Consider the following 19,422-nt stretch of genomic DNA (forward strand, 5'->3'; position numbering starts at 1 on the left):
TACGGATTGACGGCGCAACCGGGGCATTCCGGCGGCGGCGAGGGAGGCGGAGGGCCGATGCTGCCGAGCGAGTTGTCGGGCAAGTACGAGGCGCGCGGCCCACTCGGCGCCGGCGCGATGGGCAGCGTCCTTGAAGCCTTCGACCGCATGATCGAACGCCGCGTCGCGGTGAAGCTGGTGCGGCTGCCCGGCGGCGACGATGCGGACGCACGGGAGGCGCATGCCCGCTTCCGGCGCGAAGCCCAGGCCGCCGGCCGCCTGTCGCATCCGAACATCGTCGGCGTGTACGAATATGGCGAGAACGCCGACACCGCCTGGATCGTCATGGAGCTGGTCGAGGGCGGTTCGCTCAAGACCCTGATGGATCGCGGCGACCGCATGGCGCTGCCCACCATCGTCCGGCTGATGGACCAGGTGCTCGGCGCGCTGGCCTATTCGCACGGCCGCGGCGTGGTGCACCGGGACATCAAGCCGGCCAACATCATGCTGGGCACTGACGGTGCGGTGAAGATCGCCGATTTCGGCATCGCCCGCATCGAAAGCTCGACCATGACCCAGGTTGGCACGGTGATGGGCACGCCGAGCTACATGGCGCCCGAACAGCTGCGCGGCGAGCCGGTGGATGCCCGCGCCGACATCTGGGCCGCGGGCGTGCTGCTGTACCAGCTGCTGACGGGCGAGAAGCCCTTCGATGGCGGCTACAGCGCCCTGATGCACCGCGTGCTGACGACGGAACCGCCGCCACCCAGCCAGCTCGCCGTCAGCGCGCCGCGCGGCTTCGACGCGGTGGTGGCGCGCGCGCTCGCGAAACGCCCCGACGACCGCTTCCCGAGCGCGAGCGCCTTCGCCGAGGCGATCCGTGCCGCCGCGAGCGAGGCGCCGGGCGGGGCTGAGGCGGCCGGCGCCTTCGGCTTCGCCGGTGCCGGCAAGCTGCCGGGCCTCGACGATGCGACGATGATCACCACGGGCGTCCGCCCGCCGGCCGAGCCGGTGCGGGCGCCACCGGTTGCGGCGCTCCCGCCTTCCCCGGCCCGGTCCGGCGGTGGCCTGAAATGGGCCGCGCTGGGCGGCGTGGCGCTGGCCGTGGCCGGTGGCGCGGCGTTCTTCCTGCTGAGCCCGGCCCCGCCGGTCCAAATGGCGGATCGTCCCGTGGTCCAGGAACCGGTCCCGACGCCCCCGGCACCCGTTCCAGCCCCGACACCGACGCCGACACCGACACTTGCGCCACCGCCCTCGCCTGCACCGGCACCCACGCCTGTGCCCACGCCCACGCCTGTGCCAGCGCCCATCCCTGCGCCAGCGCACGCACCCGCCCTGATTCCCACGCCCACGCCCACGCCCACGCCGACCCCCACACCCATGCCGACGCCGGCACCCGCCCCTACGCCTGCGCCACGCCCGGTGCCGACGCCTCCACCCGCGCCAGTGCCCGCGCCAGCGCCAACGCCCTCAGCGGCGCCCGCCCCCGCACCGGACCTACGCGCCGCCGCCAGCGCCGCCGCGGCGGCCGCGCCTTGCAGCCTGCTCGCCGCCGAAGCCACCGGGTCCACGCTCACCATCTCCGGCATCCTGCGCCGCGGCGGAGAAGCCGCCGTGCAGCGCGTCCTGACCGAGCGCAACGTGCCGCCCCAGGGCGCAACGCTGCGGCTGCAAGGCTTCGAAGGCCCCTATTGCGGCGCCATCGACATCCTCAGCCAGGTCGCTGCCGGGGTGGGGGAGGCGCCGCAGGTCGCCATCCTCGGCACGCAGCCCCTCCAGCGCGCCGACCTGCTGCGGCTGGATGTGCAGATGCCCGGCTATGCCGGCCAGCTCCAGGTCAGCTACGTCATGAAGTCGAACGAGATCGTCCACCTCGTCCCGGCGCAGCCGCAGCCCGCCGGCGCCCGCATCCGCCTCGGCGAGCCTGCAGCCGGCTTCCCGGGCTGGGAGGTGGACGAGCCCTTCGGCACCGACCTCATCGTCGTCTTCGCGTCCGAGCGGCCGCTGTTCCCGCAGCCGCGCCCTCAGATCGAATCGCTGGACGACTACCTGCCCGCCCTTGCCTCCGCCCTGCGCGATGCCCGCGCCCAGGGCACGCAGGTCTCGGCCCGCGCCGTGGTGGTGGAGACGGTGCCCCGCCGCTGATGCTGCCCCCGCCTGGACCTCAGGCGGTGCCGCGGACCGCCCAGGCCCGTGCCGAAAGCGGGATGCGGCCATCCGAAGCCGTGGGCAGGGTGGCGCGCAGGCGCTCCCGCAGCGCCGCGCGCCGGTCCTCGGCCAGCCCCATCGCATAGGCCGGCGCAGGCGCGCCGCCGGCCAGGAACGGCGTCCAGTAATCCGCGAAATCGGCGAAGACCGTCGGCACCTCGATCGCCCGCACCGCCACCTGCTGCAGCCCGGCCGCCTCGAACAATTCGCGCAGCGGCTCCGGCCGGCACAGTGCGAAGCGCAGAGCCTCGTCCTTGCCGCCGGCGCCGTCCGGGTCCAGCGCCATCGCGGCATCCCAGAAGCGCCGCATCATCTGCATGCCGTCCGCATAATCCCAGACATAGGCCGCGACCTGCCCGCCCGGCCGGGCCGCGCGCCGCATCTCCGCCACCGCCCGGGCCTGGTCCGGCACGAAGTTCAGCACCAGCCCGGCGACCACGGCATCGAAGCCGGCATCGGCCACCGGCAGGGCCTGCGCGTCACCTGGCTGGAAGGTGGCCCGCCGATCCGCAACGCGCTGCCGCGCATAGCCCAGGAAGCCATCGGAGAGATCGACGCCCAGCACCGCCTCCGGCGCCCGGCTGTCCAGGATGCACCGGGTGAGTACCCCGGTGCCGCAGCCGACATCGAGCCAGCGCTGCCCCTCCGCCACCGCCAGCCAGGGCAGGAATTCGGCGGCGACGGCGCGGCTCCAGCGCCCGACATAGGGTTCATAGGCCTCGCCTGCCGCCCACAGCCTGCCCGGATCGCCCGCCATGCCCCGTGGCCTCCCGCCATGTCAGATTGCGCCCGGCAGGCAGCGCTTCGGCAAGCGGCAAGGCGGCGCCTCACCCCGCTGTGTCCTGCCTCAGGGCTGCCGCAGCAGCCCGCGCAGCCGCTCCACCTGCGCCTCATCCATGCCGATATGCGCCGGAGTGAAGAAGCGCGGATCTGGCGTGTGCAGCAGGTAGGCCTGCGCCTCGTTGATCATCAGTTCCTCATCCGCCATATCGTAGCCCTCGCGGCCCAGGAAGTCGCGGATCGCGGCGCGCTCGGCCTCCGTCAGGCGCTGGCGCCAGGCCTGCCGGATGCCGGCGGCATAGGCAGGATCAGTGCCGAAGCGCCCATGGCTGAGTTCATGCCGCAGGATGCTCGCCCGTCCGGTCGCATCCATCAGCGGCCCCGGGGCTGCGATGGACAGCAGCACCATCTCCTGCCCCGCCGGCACCAGCCCGCGCGCCAGGCGGTACTGCGCCTCCACCCAGGCTTCCCCGGGCGAGAGCGCCACCGCGTCGCGCCGCGCCAGGTCGAAGAACCGCTGGAGGTCCGTGCCGCGATAGTTGTGGCCGTAGTAGAAGGTGGCGGCGGAGTCGCCGGCACGGGCGATCGCCGCCGCCATCTCGGCCTCGCCCAGCACGCGGTCGCGCGGCAGGCCGGCCTTCTCGACCAGCGCGGCAATGCGGTTCATCGCCGCGCCCTGTGCCTCCAGCGTCGGAAAGTCGATCAGGAACACCGCGGGATTTTCGGCCAGACGCAGCAGCACCGGCGCATCCGCCCGATGGTCGCGCAGCGCCGCCTCCTCCAGCAGTGGCGGCAGCGCGGCCAGGCGCGAGGCCGGCGGCACCGGCAGCGCGGCCGGCAGGGCAGGGGGCGGCGCCTCGGCCTGGACGGGGGCAGGCGCTACCACCACCGGAACTGCGACCACCGGTACGACCGGTGGCCCAACTGGTGCCAGCACCACCCACCAGGCGCCGAGACCAACCGCCACGAACCCCGCCAGCGCCACCCCGCCCAGCATCCAGGCCGCCCCCCGCCGCACCGGCTTCGCCGCCGGCACGCCAGCCGGCGCGCTGCCCCATTCCACGCGGGGCGGCGCCACCTGCACCCGACTGCTCCGCCCCGGATCGGTGGCGGGGGAATGCCGGATGGTGGCGTCGTCCTCGGGCATGGGCCTGTCGCCTTGCTGCGGGGTGAAGCGGCCGTCAGTCGTCCAGGTTGATGACCTGAACCCGCCGGTTGCGTGGCTCATCCACCCCGTCGCCCACATCTACCAGCGGCCGGCTCTCGCCCAGCCCCACCGCTTCCAGCCGCTGCCCCGAAACGCCAAAGCGCGACACCAGGAAATCCTGCACCGCCTGCGCCCGCCGCGCCGAAAGCCGCTGGTTCAGGACCTCCGCACCCACGGAATCCGTATGGCCCTCGATCCGGAAGCGGAAGGGCGCCAGCTCGGCCGAGGACAGCGCCCGCCCCAGCGGTGCCAGCGCGTCCTGCGCCTGCCGCGTCAGCGTGGCGGAGCCGGAGGGGAAGTTCACCGTGATCGACACCGCCGCCACCCCCGCCGGCGCCGTGGTGCCGGGCGGCGCGGGCGGCGCCGGCTGTGGCAGCGGCGCGGGCGTCGCGACGGGAAGGGATGGCAGCGGCGTTGCGCTGGCAGGTGGGTCCTGCGGCACAGCGGACGTGGGCGCCGGCACCTCGGCCGGGGTCGGGGTTGGGGTCGGGGTCGGGGCGGGAACCCGGATGCCACGGGTGCGCGGCCGCAACTGCTCGATCAACTCCAGCGCCGCCGGATCATCCTGTGCGGCAACCTGGCCGGCCACCGGTCCCGGCAGCGCGAAACTGGCCAGGGTCAGTAAGGCAAGCGCGCTCCGCATCGGGAAGCTGGGCATGGACATGGTTCCTGAACCTCACGAAGTGCGCGGCTTCAGCCGCCGATATTGACCACCTGGACCCGCCGGTTGCGCGGCTCCGCCACCTCATCCGGCGTCGGCACCAGCAATTGCGCCTCGCCGAGCCCCGCGGCCTCGATGCGCTGCGCCGCGACGCCATGGCGCTGCATAAGGAAGTCCCGCACCGCCGCCGCGCGGCGTTCCGACAGGGCCTGGTTCATCGCCTCCGGCCCCACCGTGTCCGTATGCCCTTCCACCCGGAAGCGGTAGCCGGCCAGCCGGGCCGAACCCAGTGCCTGGCCAAGGTTATCCAGCACCTGCATGGCTGCCGGGCTCAGCGTGGCGGAGCCGGTGGCGAAGGTGACGGTCAGCGACACCGCGGCGGCCCCGGGCGGCGCCGTCGTCGTCGTCAGGTCCGGCACCGCCGGTGGCGGCGCGCCGGGCACCCGGATGCCGCGGGTCCGCGGGCTGTCCGGGTCCAGCGAGTCGATCAGGCTCTCTACGCCGGGCACGGCCTGCTGGGCCTGAGCCAGGGTCGCACCGGCCAGCAGCGCCAGCACGGCCAGGGCGGTCGGTCGGAAATTCATGCGGTCCTCCTGTTCGTCGTCACGCCAGGCCCAGGCTGCGCCACACCGGGCGCCGCTTCCGCAGCAACGTGTCCACCTTGGACCCCACCTCATCCAGGACCTCCGCCGGTGGCGGCGGCCCGGGCGGCAGCAGACGTTGCAGCAAGGTTCCGCCCTCGGCTTCACCATCCTCCGCCAGCACGCCCACCGCCAGTTCCATCGCATCCACCGCCAGCCCACCGCCCAGCGCCGGGCTGGCCAGCGCCAGTCGCCCGCTGCCCGAGCCATGCGCCGCCAGCCGCTGCGCCGCCGCCCGGTTCAGCCGCTTCGCCGCCTGGTTGGCAGCATCCCAGCCGGCCCCCTCGCCGGGCCGGCGCCACAGCGGCACGGCGCTGCCGCTGCCGGTCAGCATGGCCAGCGCCTCCGTCGGCGTGACGTTGCCGCATCCGGGCAGGGCCAGCAGCGCACCGATCTCCTGCGGCCCGGATTCCAGCGCAAGCCGCATCGGCTCCATGATGTGCGGCGGCAGCGCGGCCTCTCCGGCCTGGCTGCGCAGCTTGCGCTCCTCCGCGCCGTGGATCGCCGCGATCAAGGGGATTGCGGCCACCGCCGCCTCGGCCGGGATGCGCCGCAGGCCGCGCACATAGATGTCGCGCCGGAAGGCGCGCGGCACGCATAGGTCCAGCACCAACTGCCGTGCCGTCGCATCCTGCGCTGCGTTCCAGATTTCCTGCTGCGCCGGCGACAGCGACATCGAGGGAAAATTCTCATCGAGGGTGGCGCTGCCGACGAATTCGCAGCGCGCCGTCGCCATGGCGTCCTGCACATCGGCGAAGAAGCAGGGCCGCCAATGGTCGGTGATGAACTCATGCAGCAGGTAGCCGGCCCGCGCTTCGCCCATCTCGCCGAGCAGCAGCCGCCGCCAGGTGGAATCGTGCAGATGCACCGCCTCCGCCGCCACCAGCTTCTCGACGGTGGCCCGCGCCGCGGCGATGCCCTCCGCCGTGCTGCCGGCGGTGCGCAGCGCGCCGCGCACCAGCCGCGACAGGCCGAGCGCGCCGCCGGCCCCCGGCAGCGCGTTGTAGGTCATCAGCACCACGCCGCCCGGCTTCAGCCGCCGCCGCAGCAGCCGCAGCACACCCTCCCGCACTGGATCACCCACCCAGGACCACAGGCCGTGCACCGTCACCAGGTCGAACTCCGGCAGCCGGTCCAGCTCCGCGCCGTCCAACTCCGCCAGATCCGTCGCTTCGAAGTGCGCATTGCCCAGGCGGGCGGCGGCAGCCATCGAGCGCGCCTCCGCGATATGCGCCGGATTGTAGTCCAGCCCCAGCACCTGAGCGTTGGGATTGCCGGCCGCCAGCACATTGGCGGTGTAGCCGCTGCCGCAGCCGATTTCCGCGATCGCCATCGGCTGGTCCGGCGAGACCTCCCACGCCACGCCCATCAGCGCACAGGCCGCGGCGATGTGCGCCGGCGACTGGAAACCGTGCCAGGCCGCCGGGTAGGGCTGCCCAACGGGATATCCGCGCGACCAGCCCGAGCCTTCGTTCATCCTGGCCTGTCCCCCCGCAGCAGCGCTTCGGCCGCATCCACCTTGCGCGGCGCCGGCGTGGTCAGCCACCCGGTCCAGCCAAGCCGCGCCCCGCCACCCAGCTTCAACGGCGGCACCTCGGCCGCCGCCAGGACCGGGTTCAGCGCGAAATCCTGCTCCAGCCCGACCTGCAGCCGCGTGAGTTCCACCAGCCGTCCATGCAGGGGCGCGCCGGGCAGCAGCGCCTCGAATTCGGAGAGCTTCAGCGGCCCGAGCCGCAGCAGGAAGCGCGCGGAAGGATCCCACGCCTGCGCCCCCAGCGCCGCATCCACCCCGAGCCCGCAATTCAGCCCCGGCCGCCCGCGCGACGCCATGCGCGACTGCTCGGACGGCGGCAGCCGGATCCAGCCACCGGCGAATTCCACGATCTCGACCGGCGTGCCGGTTTCCTCCGTCAGCATCCCGCGCAGCCGCTCGGCACTGCGGGACCGGGCGGCCAGTGCCCCCGCATGGTACAGCAGCGCCGGCAGCGGCGTCGCCAGCCGGGCCACCAGATGTGGCGTGCCAAGCCCACTGGCCGCCGACAGCACGCGTTCCGCCGCTGCCGGATCGCGCGCCGGCCGATACTTCGCACCGGCCTTCACGAACAGCCCGGTGAAGCGCCGCGCCAGCAGGTCAAGGAACTGGTGCAGTGCGGTCGACCGCTTGCGCGCCTCCGCCCCCACCATCGCCGTGTAGTGCCGCGGCAGCACACCGCCCGGCCCGACCAGCCCGAAGGTGGTGACGGTGATCTCCTCGCCTTCGGCCTTGGCAACCTCGCCCCCCGGTGCGCCGAGCCGTGCCTGGGTGCGATACGCCAGTTCCACCGGATCGCGCCCCGGCGCCAGCACCGCCGCCGCCTGGTCCAGGCTGAACCGCGCCGGCTCCGTCTTCAGGCGCTCACGCGGGGAGGGCGCCTTGCTCACAGCAGCACCCGCGTGCCGCTGCGCGCCGGCCAGGTGGCGACGCTGCCGCTGCGCCCGCGCAGCACCGCCTGGCTGCGCACGAAGCCGTTGACCGAGACCTGCAAGGCCAGGAACCGCTCCAGCACCCCGCACAGCAGGAACAGCCCGCCCGCCGTCCAGGCCTGCGGCTCGAACGTCAAGGCGATATCCAGCCCGCGCGCGAAGCTGCCGGGCCGCACGCCGGGCAGCCGCGCGACACCCGGCGTGGCGGTGACGGACACTAGCCCTTCCAGCGCCAGCCGCGTCTCCGGCGTGTCCCGCAGGTCGTGCAGCCGCAGCATTTCCTTCAGTGCCAGCGCCGCCTGCGGTCCGCCGGTGACGCCCAGGTGGTTCAGCGCCAGGTGCGACACCAGCCGCCAGCCGCTGCGCTCGCGCAGTTGCGGCCGCAGCGTCGGCGTCGGCGGCGAAAGGCATTCGGCGCTCGCCGCCGGCGTCGCCGGATCACCGATGCGCAGCCGCGGCTGCCCGCCGCCGAAGGGCAGCAGCGACGGCAGATCGCGGTTGCAGCACAGCGCATCCACGCCGAGCACGCCATCGCCCGGCAGCGCCGGGTCGAAATGCGGATCGCGCAGCATCAGCCGCGTCTCGCTGCCGCCGAGCACCCCGGGCGCCGGCCGCCGCGCCGCGATCCAGCTGACGCCGGCCGCTTCTTCCTCCGCCGCCGTTTCGGCCCGAAGCCGGTGGAAGGGCGGCACGCGCTTCGGCCGCGCATCCTCCGCCCGGCTCAGCCGCGCGGCTTCCACGGCATAGACCTCGAGCGCCGCCGGCCGGCGGGCATCCGGCACCACCAGCCAATCCGACTGCGTGCCATCGAGTGCAATGGGCTCGCAGATCTGCTTGAACAGGTTGATGGCGGGCGTGCAGCCCAGCGCGAAGTTTTCGGCGGAGACCGCGCGCTCCAGCTCCGGTACCGCGCGCGACAGGTAGATGAATACCTCCATCCGCGGACTGCGCTGCACCAGGCTGCGGCGTTCCAGCCCATCGAGGTCGAGGTAGAGGAACTTCTCGGGGAAGGCGAAGTACTCGGTCAGCAGCCGGTGCCCGGTGAAGGCGCGCGGCGGCCAGGGCAGCGCCGCTTCCTCCGGCGCGAAGCCGCCCTGGGACAGCGCCTCCTTCGGCAGGAACACCGGCCGCGGGTCCGAGGGACCATCCGCCAGCGCCACCGAAAGCGTCGAGGTGCACAGCAGTTCCAGCAACTGCACCGGCACCGGCCCGGCGCCGCGCAGATGCAGCCGCAACCGATCCAGGCCGAGTTCGGCAAAGTTCAGCTCGGGCAGCGTCGTCGCCAGGCTCAGCCGCAGCACCGCCACCGCGCCCTGCGCCTGCGGGTTCGGGGGCGCCGGAAGCGGCAGGCCGGACAGCCGCGCGGCATCCACCGCCAGCGGCCACAGCGTGGTGTCGTGGCAGGTGCGGTAGACCAGGCGTTCCCCGCGCACCGGCTCCGTCTCCAGCCGCGTGCCGCGCGGTACTAGGGCCGGTCCGGCGGCCTCCGGCTTCGGCATCAGCCGCACCGTTGTCAGCGATGGCACCGGCGCGAGCAGATGCGGGCACAGTAGCTCCAGCAGCGCGTCCGTCAGCTCCGGCAGCTCGTCGTCCAGCCGGTGCTGCACCCGCGCCGCCAGGAACGCCACCCCCTCCAGCAGCCGCTCCACATGCGGGTCGTCCACCGCATCCGGCGTCATCCGCAGCCGGCCGGCCACCTTCGGATTGGCCGCGGCGAATTCGCCCGCCAGCCTGCGGATGGCCGCGAGTTCTCGGTTGTAGAAGGGAAGCAGGTCGTCGCTCACTCAGCCCTCACGCACCGTCACGTCGCGGGAAACGGGCTCCAGCAGCGTCTCGAAGCTCACCGGCTCCGGCACCGGGTCGGCGCGCAGCACCGCATCCACCTTCAGCCGCAGCGCGCGGCCGAGGTCGTCCTCGTTCCCCACCAGCTCCACCCGCACCGACATCAGCCGCGGCTCGAAGCGCCGGATCGTCGCCTCCACCTCCCGCGCCAGCGCCTGGCGCCGCGCCGGCACCGCATAGGCGCCGGAGGTCGCATCGGGAATGCCGTAGTTCAGCGGCGAAACCACCAGCTCCTGCAGTTCCGACGGCACTGGCCGCCGCCGCCGGCGCGCATTCAGCACCGCCTCCAGGTCGCGACGCACCGCACGGTGCAGCATCTCCAGCGCCACCGCCGCACTCGGCTGCGGCGGCTCCGCCGTGCCGGGGTCCGAATCCAGCAGTCGGTCGAGCAGCGGGGCCCGCGCCCGCTGCACCGGACCCCGTGTGCCGCTCAATCGAACACCAGGTTGGTGACAGACGAGATCGCCAGCGCCTCGTCCCCCGCCAGCAGCAGCCGCTGCCCGCGGCCGCGCACCGGGCCCTGCTCGGGATGCGTCCATTCCGTCGCGCGCCCCAGCTTGAGCGCGCCCTCGGTCTCCTTCGCCGCGCCGAAATACAGGGCCGGCATGAACACCACGCCCTCCGTGCTGTCCTTCAGCTCGATCGCGCAGCGGCGCCAGAACAGGTCGCGTGGCCGCCGCGGCGGGTCGAAGCTCAGGGAGCGCACGCGCTCCACCGGCACCAGCATGTGGTCGCCCGCCGTGGTCAGCACCTCGAACTCCGCGGCGAACAGGTCGTCCGCGTCGCGCAGATCGTCGAAGGCCACATCATCCGCCCGACCCGGCGCGCGGGGCCGCAACTGCTCCACCTCCGCCGCCGCTGCCTCGGCCGCCTCGGCCTCCCCGGCCCGCAGCAGCACCCGCGCGCGCAGCGCCGCCTGCTGCGCCGGCGTCGCGTCGTCGCCCTGGTACTTCGGCGCGCGGCCCTCGCCGAGCACCTGCCCGCGCACGACTTCCGCCCGCAGCAGCTTGCGGAATTCCAGCACGGCCGGATTCGGCTCGTGCAGCGCCGCCGCATCCAGCATCCGGTCGCCACGCTCGGCCTCGCCGGCGAACAGCATCAATTCGGCCAACAGCCAGCGCGCATCGGCATCCGTCGGCGCGGCCTTTACCGCGGCGGTGGCGGCGGCGAGCGCCCCGGCGAGGTCGCCGGCATGGAAGGCATCCCCTGCGGTGGTCATGATCAGGCGGTTCCTCGTTGTCGTTTCGGGCCACTGCGATGCGATTCTATCCCGCAGCACCGCACAGATTATTTCACCCGGCTGCGCGTCAGGCAGCCTCGCGGCGCGGCGTGAACTCCGTCACCAGTCGGAACGCGGCACCCACCTCGTCCAGCTGGTGGTGCGGCTTCAGGTGGACGGTGCAGCCATAGACGCCAGGCTTCCCGCGCCGCTCCCTCACCTCCACCTTCGCATCCGTCAGCGGATACTTCGCCGTCACCTCCGCGCCGCCCGAACCCAGCCCGCTGACGAAGCGGTCGAGCCATTTCTGCAATTCGTACTCCACCTCCGGCGCCTCGCGGTTCGAGCCCACCATGTCGCGCCCCATCAGCTTGATGCAGTGCGCGAAGCGCGCCACGCAGAGCAGCGTGTTGATCTGGGTCGAAAGCCGCTGGTTCGCCTCCGCGATGGCGCTGTTCATGCGTGGCGGCCGGTGCAGCGCCGGCAGCGCCCCGAAGCTGGCCTCCGCCAGCCCCTCCAGCGCCGAAAGCGGCACGAGGCGCGCATCGCTGATCTGCCGTTCCTGCTCATCCGTCAGCGCCAGGTCCAGCGGCGCGCGCGGCGGCGGCGCACCCGGCGGGTCCGATGGAAACCGCTCCCACGCCAGGCCATCCAGCACGCCGCCCGTCGCATCCTCCTGCGGCTCCGCGCCGCGCACCTCGCCGGGCCAGGCGTTACGGTCGAAGGCGCGCGCCGCCGCCGCCGCCAGCCCATAGACAGGCGTCGTCCAGACGCGCTGTTCCGCCCCCGCCGCGTGTCCGCGATAGCGGAAGCGGTCCACGCGGCTGCCATCATCCGGCCAGGGCGCGCGGCCCAGCACGCGCGGCAGCGCCACGCACAGGAAGCGCATGTCCTCCAGCGCCGCCGCGTTGCGCCAGCGCGCATGTTCCGGCCCCGCCAGCGCATCCGCCAGGTCGAAGGCCGGCGCCGCTTCCGCGAAGCTGTCAAGCCCGACCAGCGCCGGGGAAGCCGCCAGAACGATCGGCGCGAAGGCCGCCGCCGCCACCCCCGCAAGCGCCGTCAGTGCCGCGACATCGTCGGTCGCGTGGCCGGCTGCCGGCATGTGCCGCACCTCGTAATCCGCCGCGATCATGCCGAAGGGCTCGCCGCCCGCGGTGCCGAACTCCTCCTCGTAGATCTTCTTGAAGACCTGGCTCTGGTCGAATTCCACCGCCCGCTCCAGGTCGCGGCACACTTCCGCCCAGCGCGCCGAAAGCAGCTTTGCGCGCACGCGGCCGCCGGTGGCCGGCAGGCGGTCCACCAGCCAGGCCAGCCCGCGCCAGGATCCCTCCAGCCGGCGCAGCCGCGGCGCATGCAGCACCGCATCCAGCTGCGTGGACAACATCGCATCCAGCGCCGCGATGTCCCGGTCCAGCGCCCCACGCAGCGCCTCCGCCGGGTCCGCGTCGCGCGCGATCTCCGCCAACCGCTGTTCGCCATACCAGCCGAGCAGCAGCCCCGCAGTGTCAGCCTCGACGATCAGCGACGCGAGCGGGACCGCCGCCGGGTCGCGTCCGAGAAAGCGCCCGGCCAGCACCGCGTCACGCAACGGCGTGGCCGGGTCCATCGGCTCAGGACTTCTGCGGAATCCGCGCGACCATGCGCATGGAGGTCGTGAGTTCCTCCATCTGCAGCCACGGCCGCAGATGCGCCACGGCGTTGTAGACGCCCGGCTTGCCAGGCACCTCCTTCACCTCGATCTGCGCCTCCCGCAGCGGATACTTGGCCCGCGCCTCCTGGCCCGCGCCTTCCATCGGGTTGACGAAGTTCTGGATCCAACGGTTCAGCCAGACCTCGCAATCCGAGGCCTCCATGAACGACCCGATCTTGTCCCGCGCCATCACCTTCAGGTAGTGCGCGAAGCGGCTCGTCGCCATCATGTAGGGCAAGCGGGCGGAAATCGCCGCGTTCGCCGTGGCTTCCGGCCTGTCGTACTTCTTCGGCTTCTGGGCCGACTGCGAGCCGAAGAAGACCGCATAATCGGTGTTCTTGTAGTGGCACAGCGGCAGGAAGCCGAGACCCGACAGTTCAGCCTCGCGCCGATCCGTGATGCCGATCTCCGTCGGGCACTTGGCGTCGCTGTCGCCGTCGTCGCTCGTGAAGGTGTGGTTCGGCAGGTTGGCGACCTTGCCGCCACCCTCCGCGCCACGGATCGCCGTGCAGAAGCCGTACTGCGCGAAGGCGTCCGTCAGCCGCGCCGCCTTCACATAGGCGGCGTTCATCCAGCAGTAGTCGTGGTGCCCCATCGCCTGGGCCGTGCCGTTGGCGGAAGGCGCCTCCTCATAGGCGAATTCCTCGATCGGCTTGGTCGCCGCGCCGTAGGGCAGGCGGGCGATGACGCGCGGCATGACCAGCGCCACGAAGCGCGCATCCTCGGTCTCCCGGAACGAGCGCCACTTGGCGTATTCCTGCGTCTCGAAGATCTTCGCCAGGTCGCGCGGCTTGGACAATTCGCGCCAATCCTCGAAGCCGAACATGCCGGCGCCGACGCCGGAGATGAACGGCGCGAAGGCGCCGGCCGCGACGTTCGAGATCAGCCGCAGCGTCTCCACATCGTCCGGATGCGCGGTCCATTCATAGTCGCCGACCAGCGCGCCATAGGGCTCGCCGCCCGGCGTGCCGAACTCGTTCTCGTAGATCTTCTTGAACAGCCCGGACTGGTCGAACTCGACGGCACGTTGCAGATCCCGGGACAGGTCCTTTTTGCTGGCCTGCAGCATGCGGATCTTCAGGCTGGTCCCGGTTTCGCTGTTCATCACCAGGTAGTTCAGCCCGCGCCAGGATCCCTCCAGCTTGGTGAAGCGCGGATGGTGCATCACCTGGTTCAGCTGTTCGGACACCTTGGCATCGATCGCCGCGATGGCGCGGTCGAAGGTCTGCGACAGGTTGCGGCTGAAGGTCACGGTGCCCTTCAGCGCTTCCTCGGTCAGCGCCTTGATCAGGTCCTGCGCGCGGTCGCGCTCGGTCTGCTTGGTGGCGCCGATCACCTGGTCCAGAAGGCCGAGCCCGCCTTCTTCCGTGGTCGTCGTGGCGCCGCCCGGTTGTGACTGGGTCGAGCTCATCGGTCAGCCCTCCTTCTTGTCGAGGCCAAGCTCGGCGGACAGCGCGTCCAGCTTCGACTTGTCGTTCAGCACCTGCTCCAGCAGCCCCTCCAGCTCCTCCGAGCGATCCACCTTGCTCATCAGGTCGCGCAGCTTGGCGCGCGTTTCCAGCAAGGCCTTCAGCGCCGGCACCTGCTCCGCCACCTTGGCCGGCTCGAAATCCTCCATCGACTTGAACTTCAGGTTCACCGCCATCTGGCTGCCGTCGCCGGCCAGGGTGTTGTCCACCTTCAGGTTCAGGCCAGGCGCGATGCGGGCCATCACGTCGTTGAAGTTGTCGCGGTCGATCTGGACGAACTTGCGGTCCGCCAGCGGCTTCAGCGGCTCCGTCGGATCTCCGGCGTAGTCGCCCATCACGCCGACCACGAAGGGCAGTTCCCGCACGATGGCGGCGCCCTCGGTCTCGACCTCGTAGGTGATGTGCACGCGCGGCTTGCGCACGCGCGCCAGCTTGTCATGGACGCTTGTCATGGCGTTTCCCGAGTCCTCATGCTGATCGATGCCGATTTCAGAAAATTCAGGCCGGTCCTGGCAGCCTGCGTCCGGACGCGGCCGTTGCTTGGCCGATAGTGAACCCTTTCGAAGCCGGTCACGTCAACTGGCACGGGTGGAACCGTGCCGGCGGACGCGGTCTGCGGGTGCCGGGTCATCCTTCCGGATCCTCCGGCCGCATGCCGAGCCGGGCTAGCAGCCCATGCCGGGTCTCCTGGTCGGGCAGAACCTCCGCCAGCAATTCGCCGAGCGTCATCCGCCCGCGCCGCACCGCCTCCTCCAGCGTGTAGGACAGCGGCGAGTGCGGCTCCGTACGTCGGAAATACTCGGCGATCCTGCCGAGTTCGCGCAGCGCATCCTCCCGCGTCTCCAGTGCCGCCGGGCCGCCGCCAGATGCCGCGGCATGTGGCGCGCCATCTGACGCCGCCGGACCGGGGTCGGCTCCGGCCGATGTGCCGGCAGGCTGGGCGCCCGCCGCCGGCGCACCGCCCCCCAGCTGGCCCGTCACCTCGACCATGCGGTCCAGCAGGACGGAGACGTTGCGCGTGGCCGGTGCCTCGGCGCCGAAGAGCTGGTCGGTGGCCTGCTCCATCGCCCGCCACGCCTCCCGCGCCGCCGCGGCGTCCAGGGCCACGGCCTGCACGAAGCCACGGTCCATCCGCGCCTCCGCCAGCAGGGTCGCCATCTCCGGCACGCCGGCCGCGCGCCGCGCCGCCAGGCGCTCCTCGTTGACGATCCCCTCGGTCTTCTCGGATTCCTCCCACTGGTACAGCCCGAGCGGCGTGCCATCGGTGCGGCGGAACAGCGCGAGCCGGCGCAGCGGCTGCATGATGGTGCCATCGCCGCCCGAACCGGCGAGCCCGCCGATCGGTGCCGCCCGTCCATCCAGCCCTTCATCGTCCGGCAGCGGAAATCCCTGGTCCCAGTACCGCTCGCAGAGCCCGGTGATGAGCTTCGCTCCGGCGGCAAGACCCGGCAGGCCATGCTGGCGCACCAGCGCCTCGGTCAGCCAGGCGGCGATCTCGAAATCCTTGGCCCGCGTCGCCAGGGCCTCCTGCCCGATCCGTGCGACATCGCGCCAGCCATCCGCTGGTACCGTGTCGATCTCGCCTTCGCTGTCCCGCGCGCGTTCCTCCGCCCGCGCCGCGGCACGGGCATCGCGCAGGCGCTGGTAGGGTGAGGACGGCGAGAAATCCTCGCGCAGATCCTCCCCGGCGCCAGCTTCGCCGGTGTCGAGCGGCGCCAGCAGCGCCTCCAGGTCGATCGGGTCCTCGGCCAAGCGATTCTCGCCTCCAACGCGCGGCCTGCATTCTGCCGCAGGTTCAACCCTCTGCGATACCTCTCCGTGAACCCTGCGAAACGGTGCGAAACGTGGCGAAACACGCAACGCCGGTTCGAGTGTCATTGTGGACTCCTACGCAACCGCCGGTTAGCCTGCGACCCCGAAACGGATTTCCTTCCGGGAAATGCGGCAATCACCGGCGGGGCGTCTGACGGCCGGGGCGGGGATCAAGGAGCGTTTCGTCACATGGTGGCTGTCGACCTGAAATCCGTTGTCGGGCGGTTGAGCGACCTCTGCCGCAGGCAGGTGGAAGCGGCTGCCGGCCTGACGCTCTCGCGCAGCCACTACAATGTCGAAATCGAGCACGTGCTGCTGAAGCTGGTGGAGACACCCGGCAGCGACATCGCCCATGCCCTCCGCAAGCTCGAGGTCGACGCGGGCCGAGTCGCCGGCGAGTTGACCAAGGCGCTCGACCGCCTGCGCACCGGCAATGCCCGCGCGCCCGCACTCTCGCCGGACATCGTCGCCTGGCTGCGCGAGGCCTGGCTCATCGCCTCGCTCGAAGCCAACGCCAGTCGTATCCGCAGCGGTCACATGCTGGCGGCCCTCCTGGCCGACGATGCGCTGGCGCGCACGCTGCGCGACAGTTCCGCGACACTGTCCGCCGTGCCCGCCGACCGCGTGCGCCGCAACCTTGCGGACCTCACAAGCGGCAGCGACGAAGCCGGCCAGGCCGAAGCGACCGCCGCCGCGCCGGGTGCCGCGCCTGCCGCCGGCGCGCCGCGCGGCGATGGCCCGCTCGAGCAGTTCTGCACCGACCTCACGGCGCAGGCGAAAGCCGGAAAGATCGACCCGATCCTCGGCCGCGACGCGGAGATCCGCCAGATGGTGGATATCCTGACCCGCCGCCGCCAGAACAACCCGATCCTCACCGGCGAGCCGGGCGTCGGCAAGACGGCGGTGGTGGAAGGGCTGGCGCTGCGCATCGCGCAGGGCGACGTCCCGGCCGCGCTGAAGGGCGTCAAGCTGATGTCGCTCGACCTCGGCCTGCTGCAGGCCGGCGCTGGAGTGAAGGGCGAGTTCGAGAACCGCCTCAAGGGCGTCATCGACACGGTGAAGGCGTCTCCCGTTCCGATCGTCATGTTCATCGACGAGGCGCATACGCTGATCGGCGCCGGCGGCCAGGCCGGGCAGAACGACGCGGCGAACCTGCTGAAGCCGGCGCTGGCGCGCGGCGAACTGCGCTGCGTCGCCGCCACCACCTGGGCCGAGTACAAGAAGTATTTCGAGAAGGACGCCGCGCTGACCCGCCGTTTCCAGGTGGTGAAGGTGGACGAGCCGAGCGAACCGCTGGCCTGCGCCATGCTGCGCGGCCTTGTCGCGACGCTGGAGAAGCACCACGGCGTGCGCATCCTGGACGAGGCGATCACCGATGCGGTGAAGCTGTCCGCACGGTTCATCCCCTCCCGCCAGTTGCCCGACAAGGGCGTCTCGCTGCTCGACACCGCCTGCGCCCGCGTCTCCATGAGCCAGGCGGCGGTGCCCGCGCCGATCGAGGACCGCGTGCGGCGGCTGGAGATGATCAGGACGGAACTCGGTGCCGTCGGTCGCGAATCCGCCACCGGCAGCGACCACGGTGCGCGCACCGCGGCGCTGGAAGCTGAGCGCGAGAAGGCCGAAGCCGAGCTCGCCGAGCTGAACACGCGCTGGGAAGCCGAGAAGGGCCTGGTGGCGAAAATTCGCGACCTGCGCCTACAGGCGGAAACCGCGGCGCTTGGCCTGACGCCCGATGCACCGCAGCCAGACGCCGCACAGGTGAAGCAGGACCTTGCCGACGCGTCGAAGGAACTGAAGGCGCTGCAGGGCGAGAATCCGCTGGTGCATCCGGTGGTCGATGGGCAGGCGGTGGCGGAGGTCGTCGCGACCTGGACCGGCATCCCGGTCGGCCGCATGGTCTCGGACGAGATCAAGACGGTGCTGAACCTGAAGGCGAAGCTCATGGAGCGCGTCGTCGGCCAGGACCACGCGCTGGACGCCATCGCCCAGGCCATCCGCACCAGCCGCGCCGGCCTCACCGACCCGCGCAAGCCGATCGGCGTCTTCCTGATGGCCGGCACCTCAGGCGTCGGCAAGACGGAAACGGCGCTGGCCGTCGCCGACCTGCTGTATGGCGGCGAGCAGAACCTCACCGTCATCAACATGTCCGAGTTCAAGGAGGAGCATAAGGTCTCCCTCCTCATGGGCTCGCCGCCCGGCTATGTCGGCTACGGCGAGGGCGGCGTGCTGACGGAGGCCGTGCGCCGCCGCCCCTACTCCGTCGTCCTGCTGGACGAGATGGAGAAGGCGCATCCCGGCGTGCAGGACGTCTTCTACCAGGTCTTCGACAAGGGCGCGATGAAGGACGGCGAAGGCCGCGACATCGATTTCCGCAACTGCGTCATCATCATGACCAGCAACGCCGGCACCGACACCATCGCGAAGCTCTGCGCCGATCCGGACACGGCGCCGGAGCCGGAGCCGCTGCGCGATGCGCTGCAGCCGGACCTGCTGAAGGTGTTCAAGCCCGCCTTCCTCGGCCGCTGCAACACGGTCATCTACTATCCGCTCGCGGATGCGGTGATGAAGCAGATCTGCCTGCTGAAGCTGCGCAGCATCGGCCGGCGGATGAAGGAAACCTACGGCGTGCCGCTGCACTTCGACGATGCGGTGCCGGAGACCATCGTCTCCCGCTGCAAGGAAGTCGAATCCGGCGCGCGCAACATCGACAACATCCTCAGCCGCACGCTGCTGCCGGAGCTTTCGGCCCGGATCCTGGAGCGGCTCGCGCAGGGGGATGCGATCAGCCGGGCGCAGGTTGGCATCGATGATGCCGGCGGCTTCCGGTACGACCTCGGCTGAAGCGCCCCGCGGCCGAGGCAGCGAGTTTCGGGGAAGTGGGACTGCGATCGTCCGAGGTGGAACACCGAAGGGCGTGAATCGAAGTCTCTCGATTGGTAAACCACAGGCAAGGGACCGGACCATGGCGATCTTCATCAAGTACGGCGCGCTCGCGGGCGAGGCGACCGCGGTCGGCTACGAGAAGTGGATGGAAGTGAACAGCCTCCAGTGGGGCGTCGGCCGCGGCATCTCCTCGGGCGTCGGCGGCGGTTCCAAGCGCGAGGCGACGGCGCCGAGCATCTCGGAGATCACCGTCACCAAGACGATGGACGCGATTTCCCCGCTCATGCTGAAGGAAGCCATCGGCGGCGATGCGAAGGAGGTCAAGATCGACCTGACGCAGACCGATGCCAGCGGCAAGCACATCGCCTATCAGAAGTACATCCTGACCAACACGCTGATCAGCGGCTACTCCCTCAGCAGCGGCGGCGACCGCCCCTCGGAGTCGCTGTCCTTCAACTTCACCAAGGTGGACAGCGAGTACCTGAAGGTCGACGACAAGTTCAAGTCGACCACCACCGGCCACGTCATCTACGACATCTCCTCCGCCAAGTCCGGCTGATCCTGCTTC

General features: G+C 71.5%; 16 protein-coding genes. 3 read left to right on the forward strand and 13 right to left on the reverse strand.

All coding sequences use genetic code 11. The features are described from left to right. Positions 1-57: 57 nt before the first annotated feature. Complete coding sequence (locus ACLF3G_RS11580) at positions 58-2,124, forward strand: protein kinase domain-containing protein (RefSeq protein ID WP_430669523.1); 2,067 nt, start codon at positions 58-60, stop codon at positions 2,122-2,124. Between the two features lie 19 nt (positions 2,125-2,143). Here ACLF3G_RS11580 and ACLF3G_RS11585 read toward each other — a convergent pair whose 3' ends face one another. From ACLF3G_RS11585 to tssA, 13 genes are all read right to left on the reverse strand, one after another. Further along, positions 2,144-2,944, reverse strand: a complete 801-nt coding sequence (locus ACLF3G_RS11585; protein WP_430669524.1) for a class I SAM-dependent methyltransferase — start codon at positions 2,942-2,944, stop codon at positions 2,144-2,146. A gap of 90 nt (positions 2,945-3,034) precedes the next feature. After that, complete coding sequence (locus tag ACLF3G_RS11590) at positions 3,035-4,114, reverse strand: hypothetical protein (RefSeq protein WP_430669525.1); 1,080 nt, start codon at positions 4,112-4,114, stop codon at positions 3,035-3,037. A gap of 34 nt (positions 4,115-4,148) precedes the next feature. Beyond that, on the reverse strand, positions 4,149-4,832 hold the full coding sequence (locus ACLF3G_RS11595; protein WP_430669526.1) for an OmpA family protein: 684 nt from the start codon (positions 4,830-4,832) through the stop codon (positions 4,149-4,151). 35 nt (positions 4,833-4,867) lie between these two features. Beyond that, a complete protein-coding gene (locus tag ACLF3G_RS11600; RefSeq protein ID WP_430669527.1) occupies positions 4,868-5,419 on the reverse strand; it encodes an OmpA family protein in 552 nt (183 codons plus the stop codon). Between the two features lie 19 nt (positions 5,420-5,438). After that, on the reverse strand, positions 5,439-6,953 hold the full coding sequence (locus ACLF3G_RS11605) for a class I SAM-dependent methyltransferase (RefSeq protein ID WP_430669528.1): 1,515 nt from the start codon (positions 6,951-6,953) through the stop codon (positions 5,439-5,441). Further along, positions 6,950-7,897: a type VI secretion system baseplate subunit TssG gene (gene tssG / locus ACLF3G_RS11610; protein ID WP_430669529.1), complete on the reverse strand. Its 948-nt coding sequence runs from the start codon at positions 7,895-7,897 to the stop codon at positions 6,950-6,952. The genes ACLF3G_RS11605 and tssG overlap by 4 nt, the downstream gene beginning before the upstream one ends. Beyond that, the gene (tssF, locus tag ACLF3G_RS11615; protein WP_430669530.1) at positions 7,894-9,723 is read right to left on the reverse strand and encodes a type VI secretion system baseplate subunit TssF; all 1,830 of its coding nucleotides are present in this window, start codon (positions 9,721-9,723) and stop codon (positions 7,894-7,896) included. Before tssF ends, tssG begins: the two co-directional genes overlap by 4 nt. Then, the gene (gene tssE / locus ACLF3G_RS11620) at positions 9,724-10,215 is read right to left on the reverse strand and encodes a type VI secretion system baseplate subunit TssE (protein WP_430669531.1); all 492 of its coding nucleotides are present in this window, start codon (positions 10,213-10,215) and stop codon (positions 9,724-9,726) included. Beyond that, the gene (locus tag ACLF3G_RS11625; protein WP_430669532.1) at positions 10,212-11,000 is read right to left on the reverse strand and encodes a type VI secretion system accessory protein TagJ; all 789 of its coding nucleotides are present in this window, start codon (positions 10,998-11,000) and stop codon (positions 10,212-10,214) included. Before ACLF3G_RS11625 ends, tssE begins: the two co-directional genes overlap by 4 nt. Positions 11,001-11,088: 88 nt before the next feature. Beyond that, positions 11,089-12,606, reverse strand: coding sequence for a type VI secretion system contractile sheath large subunit (gene tssC / locus ACLF3G_RS11630; RefSeq protein ID WP_430669533.1), 1,518 nt, complete (start codon positions 12,604-12,606; stop codon positions 11,089-11,091). A gap of 4 nt (positions 12,607-12,610) precedes the next feature. Beyond that, positions 12,611-14,101 carry a type VI secretion system contractile sheath large subunit gene (tssC, locus tag ACLF3G_RS11635; protein ID WP_430669534.1) on the reverse strand — a complete coding sequence of 497 codons (1,491 nt, stop codon included), beginning with the start codon at positions 14,099-14,101 and terminating at the stop codon, positions 12,611-12,613. Between the two features lie 3 nt (positions 14,102-14,104). After that, on the reverse strand, positions 14,105-14,611 hold the full coding sequence (gene tssB, locus ACLF3G_RS11640) for a type VI secretion system contractile sheath small subunit (RefSeq protein ID WP_430669535.1): 507 nt from the start codon (positions 14,609-14,611) through the stop codon (positions 14,105-14,107). A gap of 175 nt (positions 14,612-14,786) precedes the next feature. Then, positions 14,787-15,911, reverse strand: coding sequence for a type VI secretion system protein TssA (gene tssA, locus ACLF3G_RS11645; protein WP_430669536.1), 1,125 nt, complete (start codon positions 15,909-15,911; stop codon positions 14,787-14,789). 249 nt (positions 15,912-16,160) lie between these two features. On the opposite strand from tssA, the gene tssH reads away from it, so the two are divergent. Together tssH and ACLF3G_RS11655 are read left to right on the forward strand one after the other, a co-directional pair. Next, positions 16,161-18,812, forward strand: a complete 2,652-nt coding sequence (tssH, locus tag ACLF3G_RS11650; RefSeq protein WP_430669537.1) for a type VI secretion system ATPase TssH — start codon at positions 16,161-16,163, stop codon at positions 18,810-18,812. 121 nt (positions 18,813-18,933) lie between these two features. Beyond that, positions 18,934-19,413, forward strand: coding sequence for an Hcp family type VI secretion system effector (locus ACLF3G_RS11655; RefSeq protein WP_430669538.1), 480 nt, complete (start codon positions 18,934-18,936; stop codon positions 19,411-19,413). Positions 19,414-19,422: the final 9 nt, after the last annotated feature.

The organism is Falsiroseomonas sp. HC035 (assembly GCF_050563525.1).
Lineage (GTDB): Bacteria > Pseudomonadota > Alphaproteobacteria > Acetobacterales > Acetobacteraceae > Falsiroseomonas.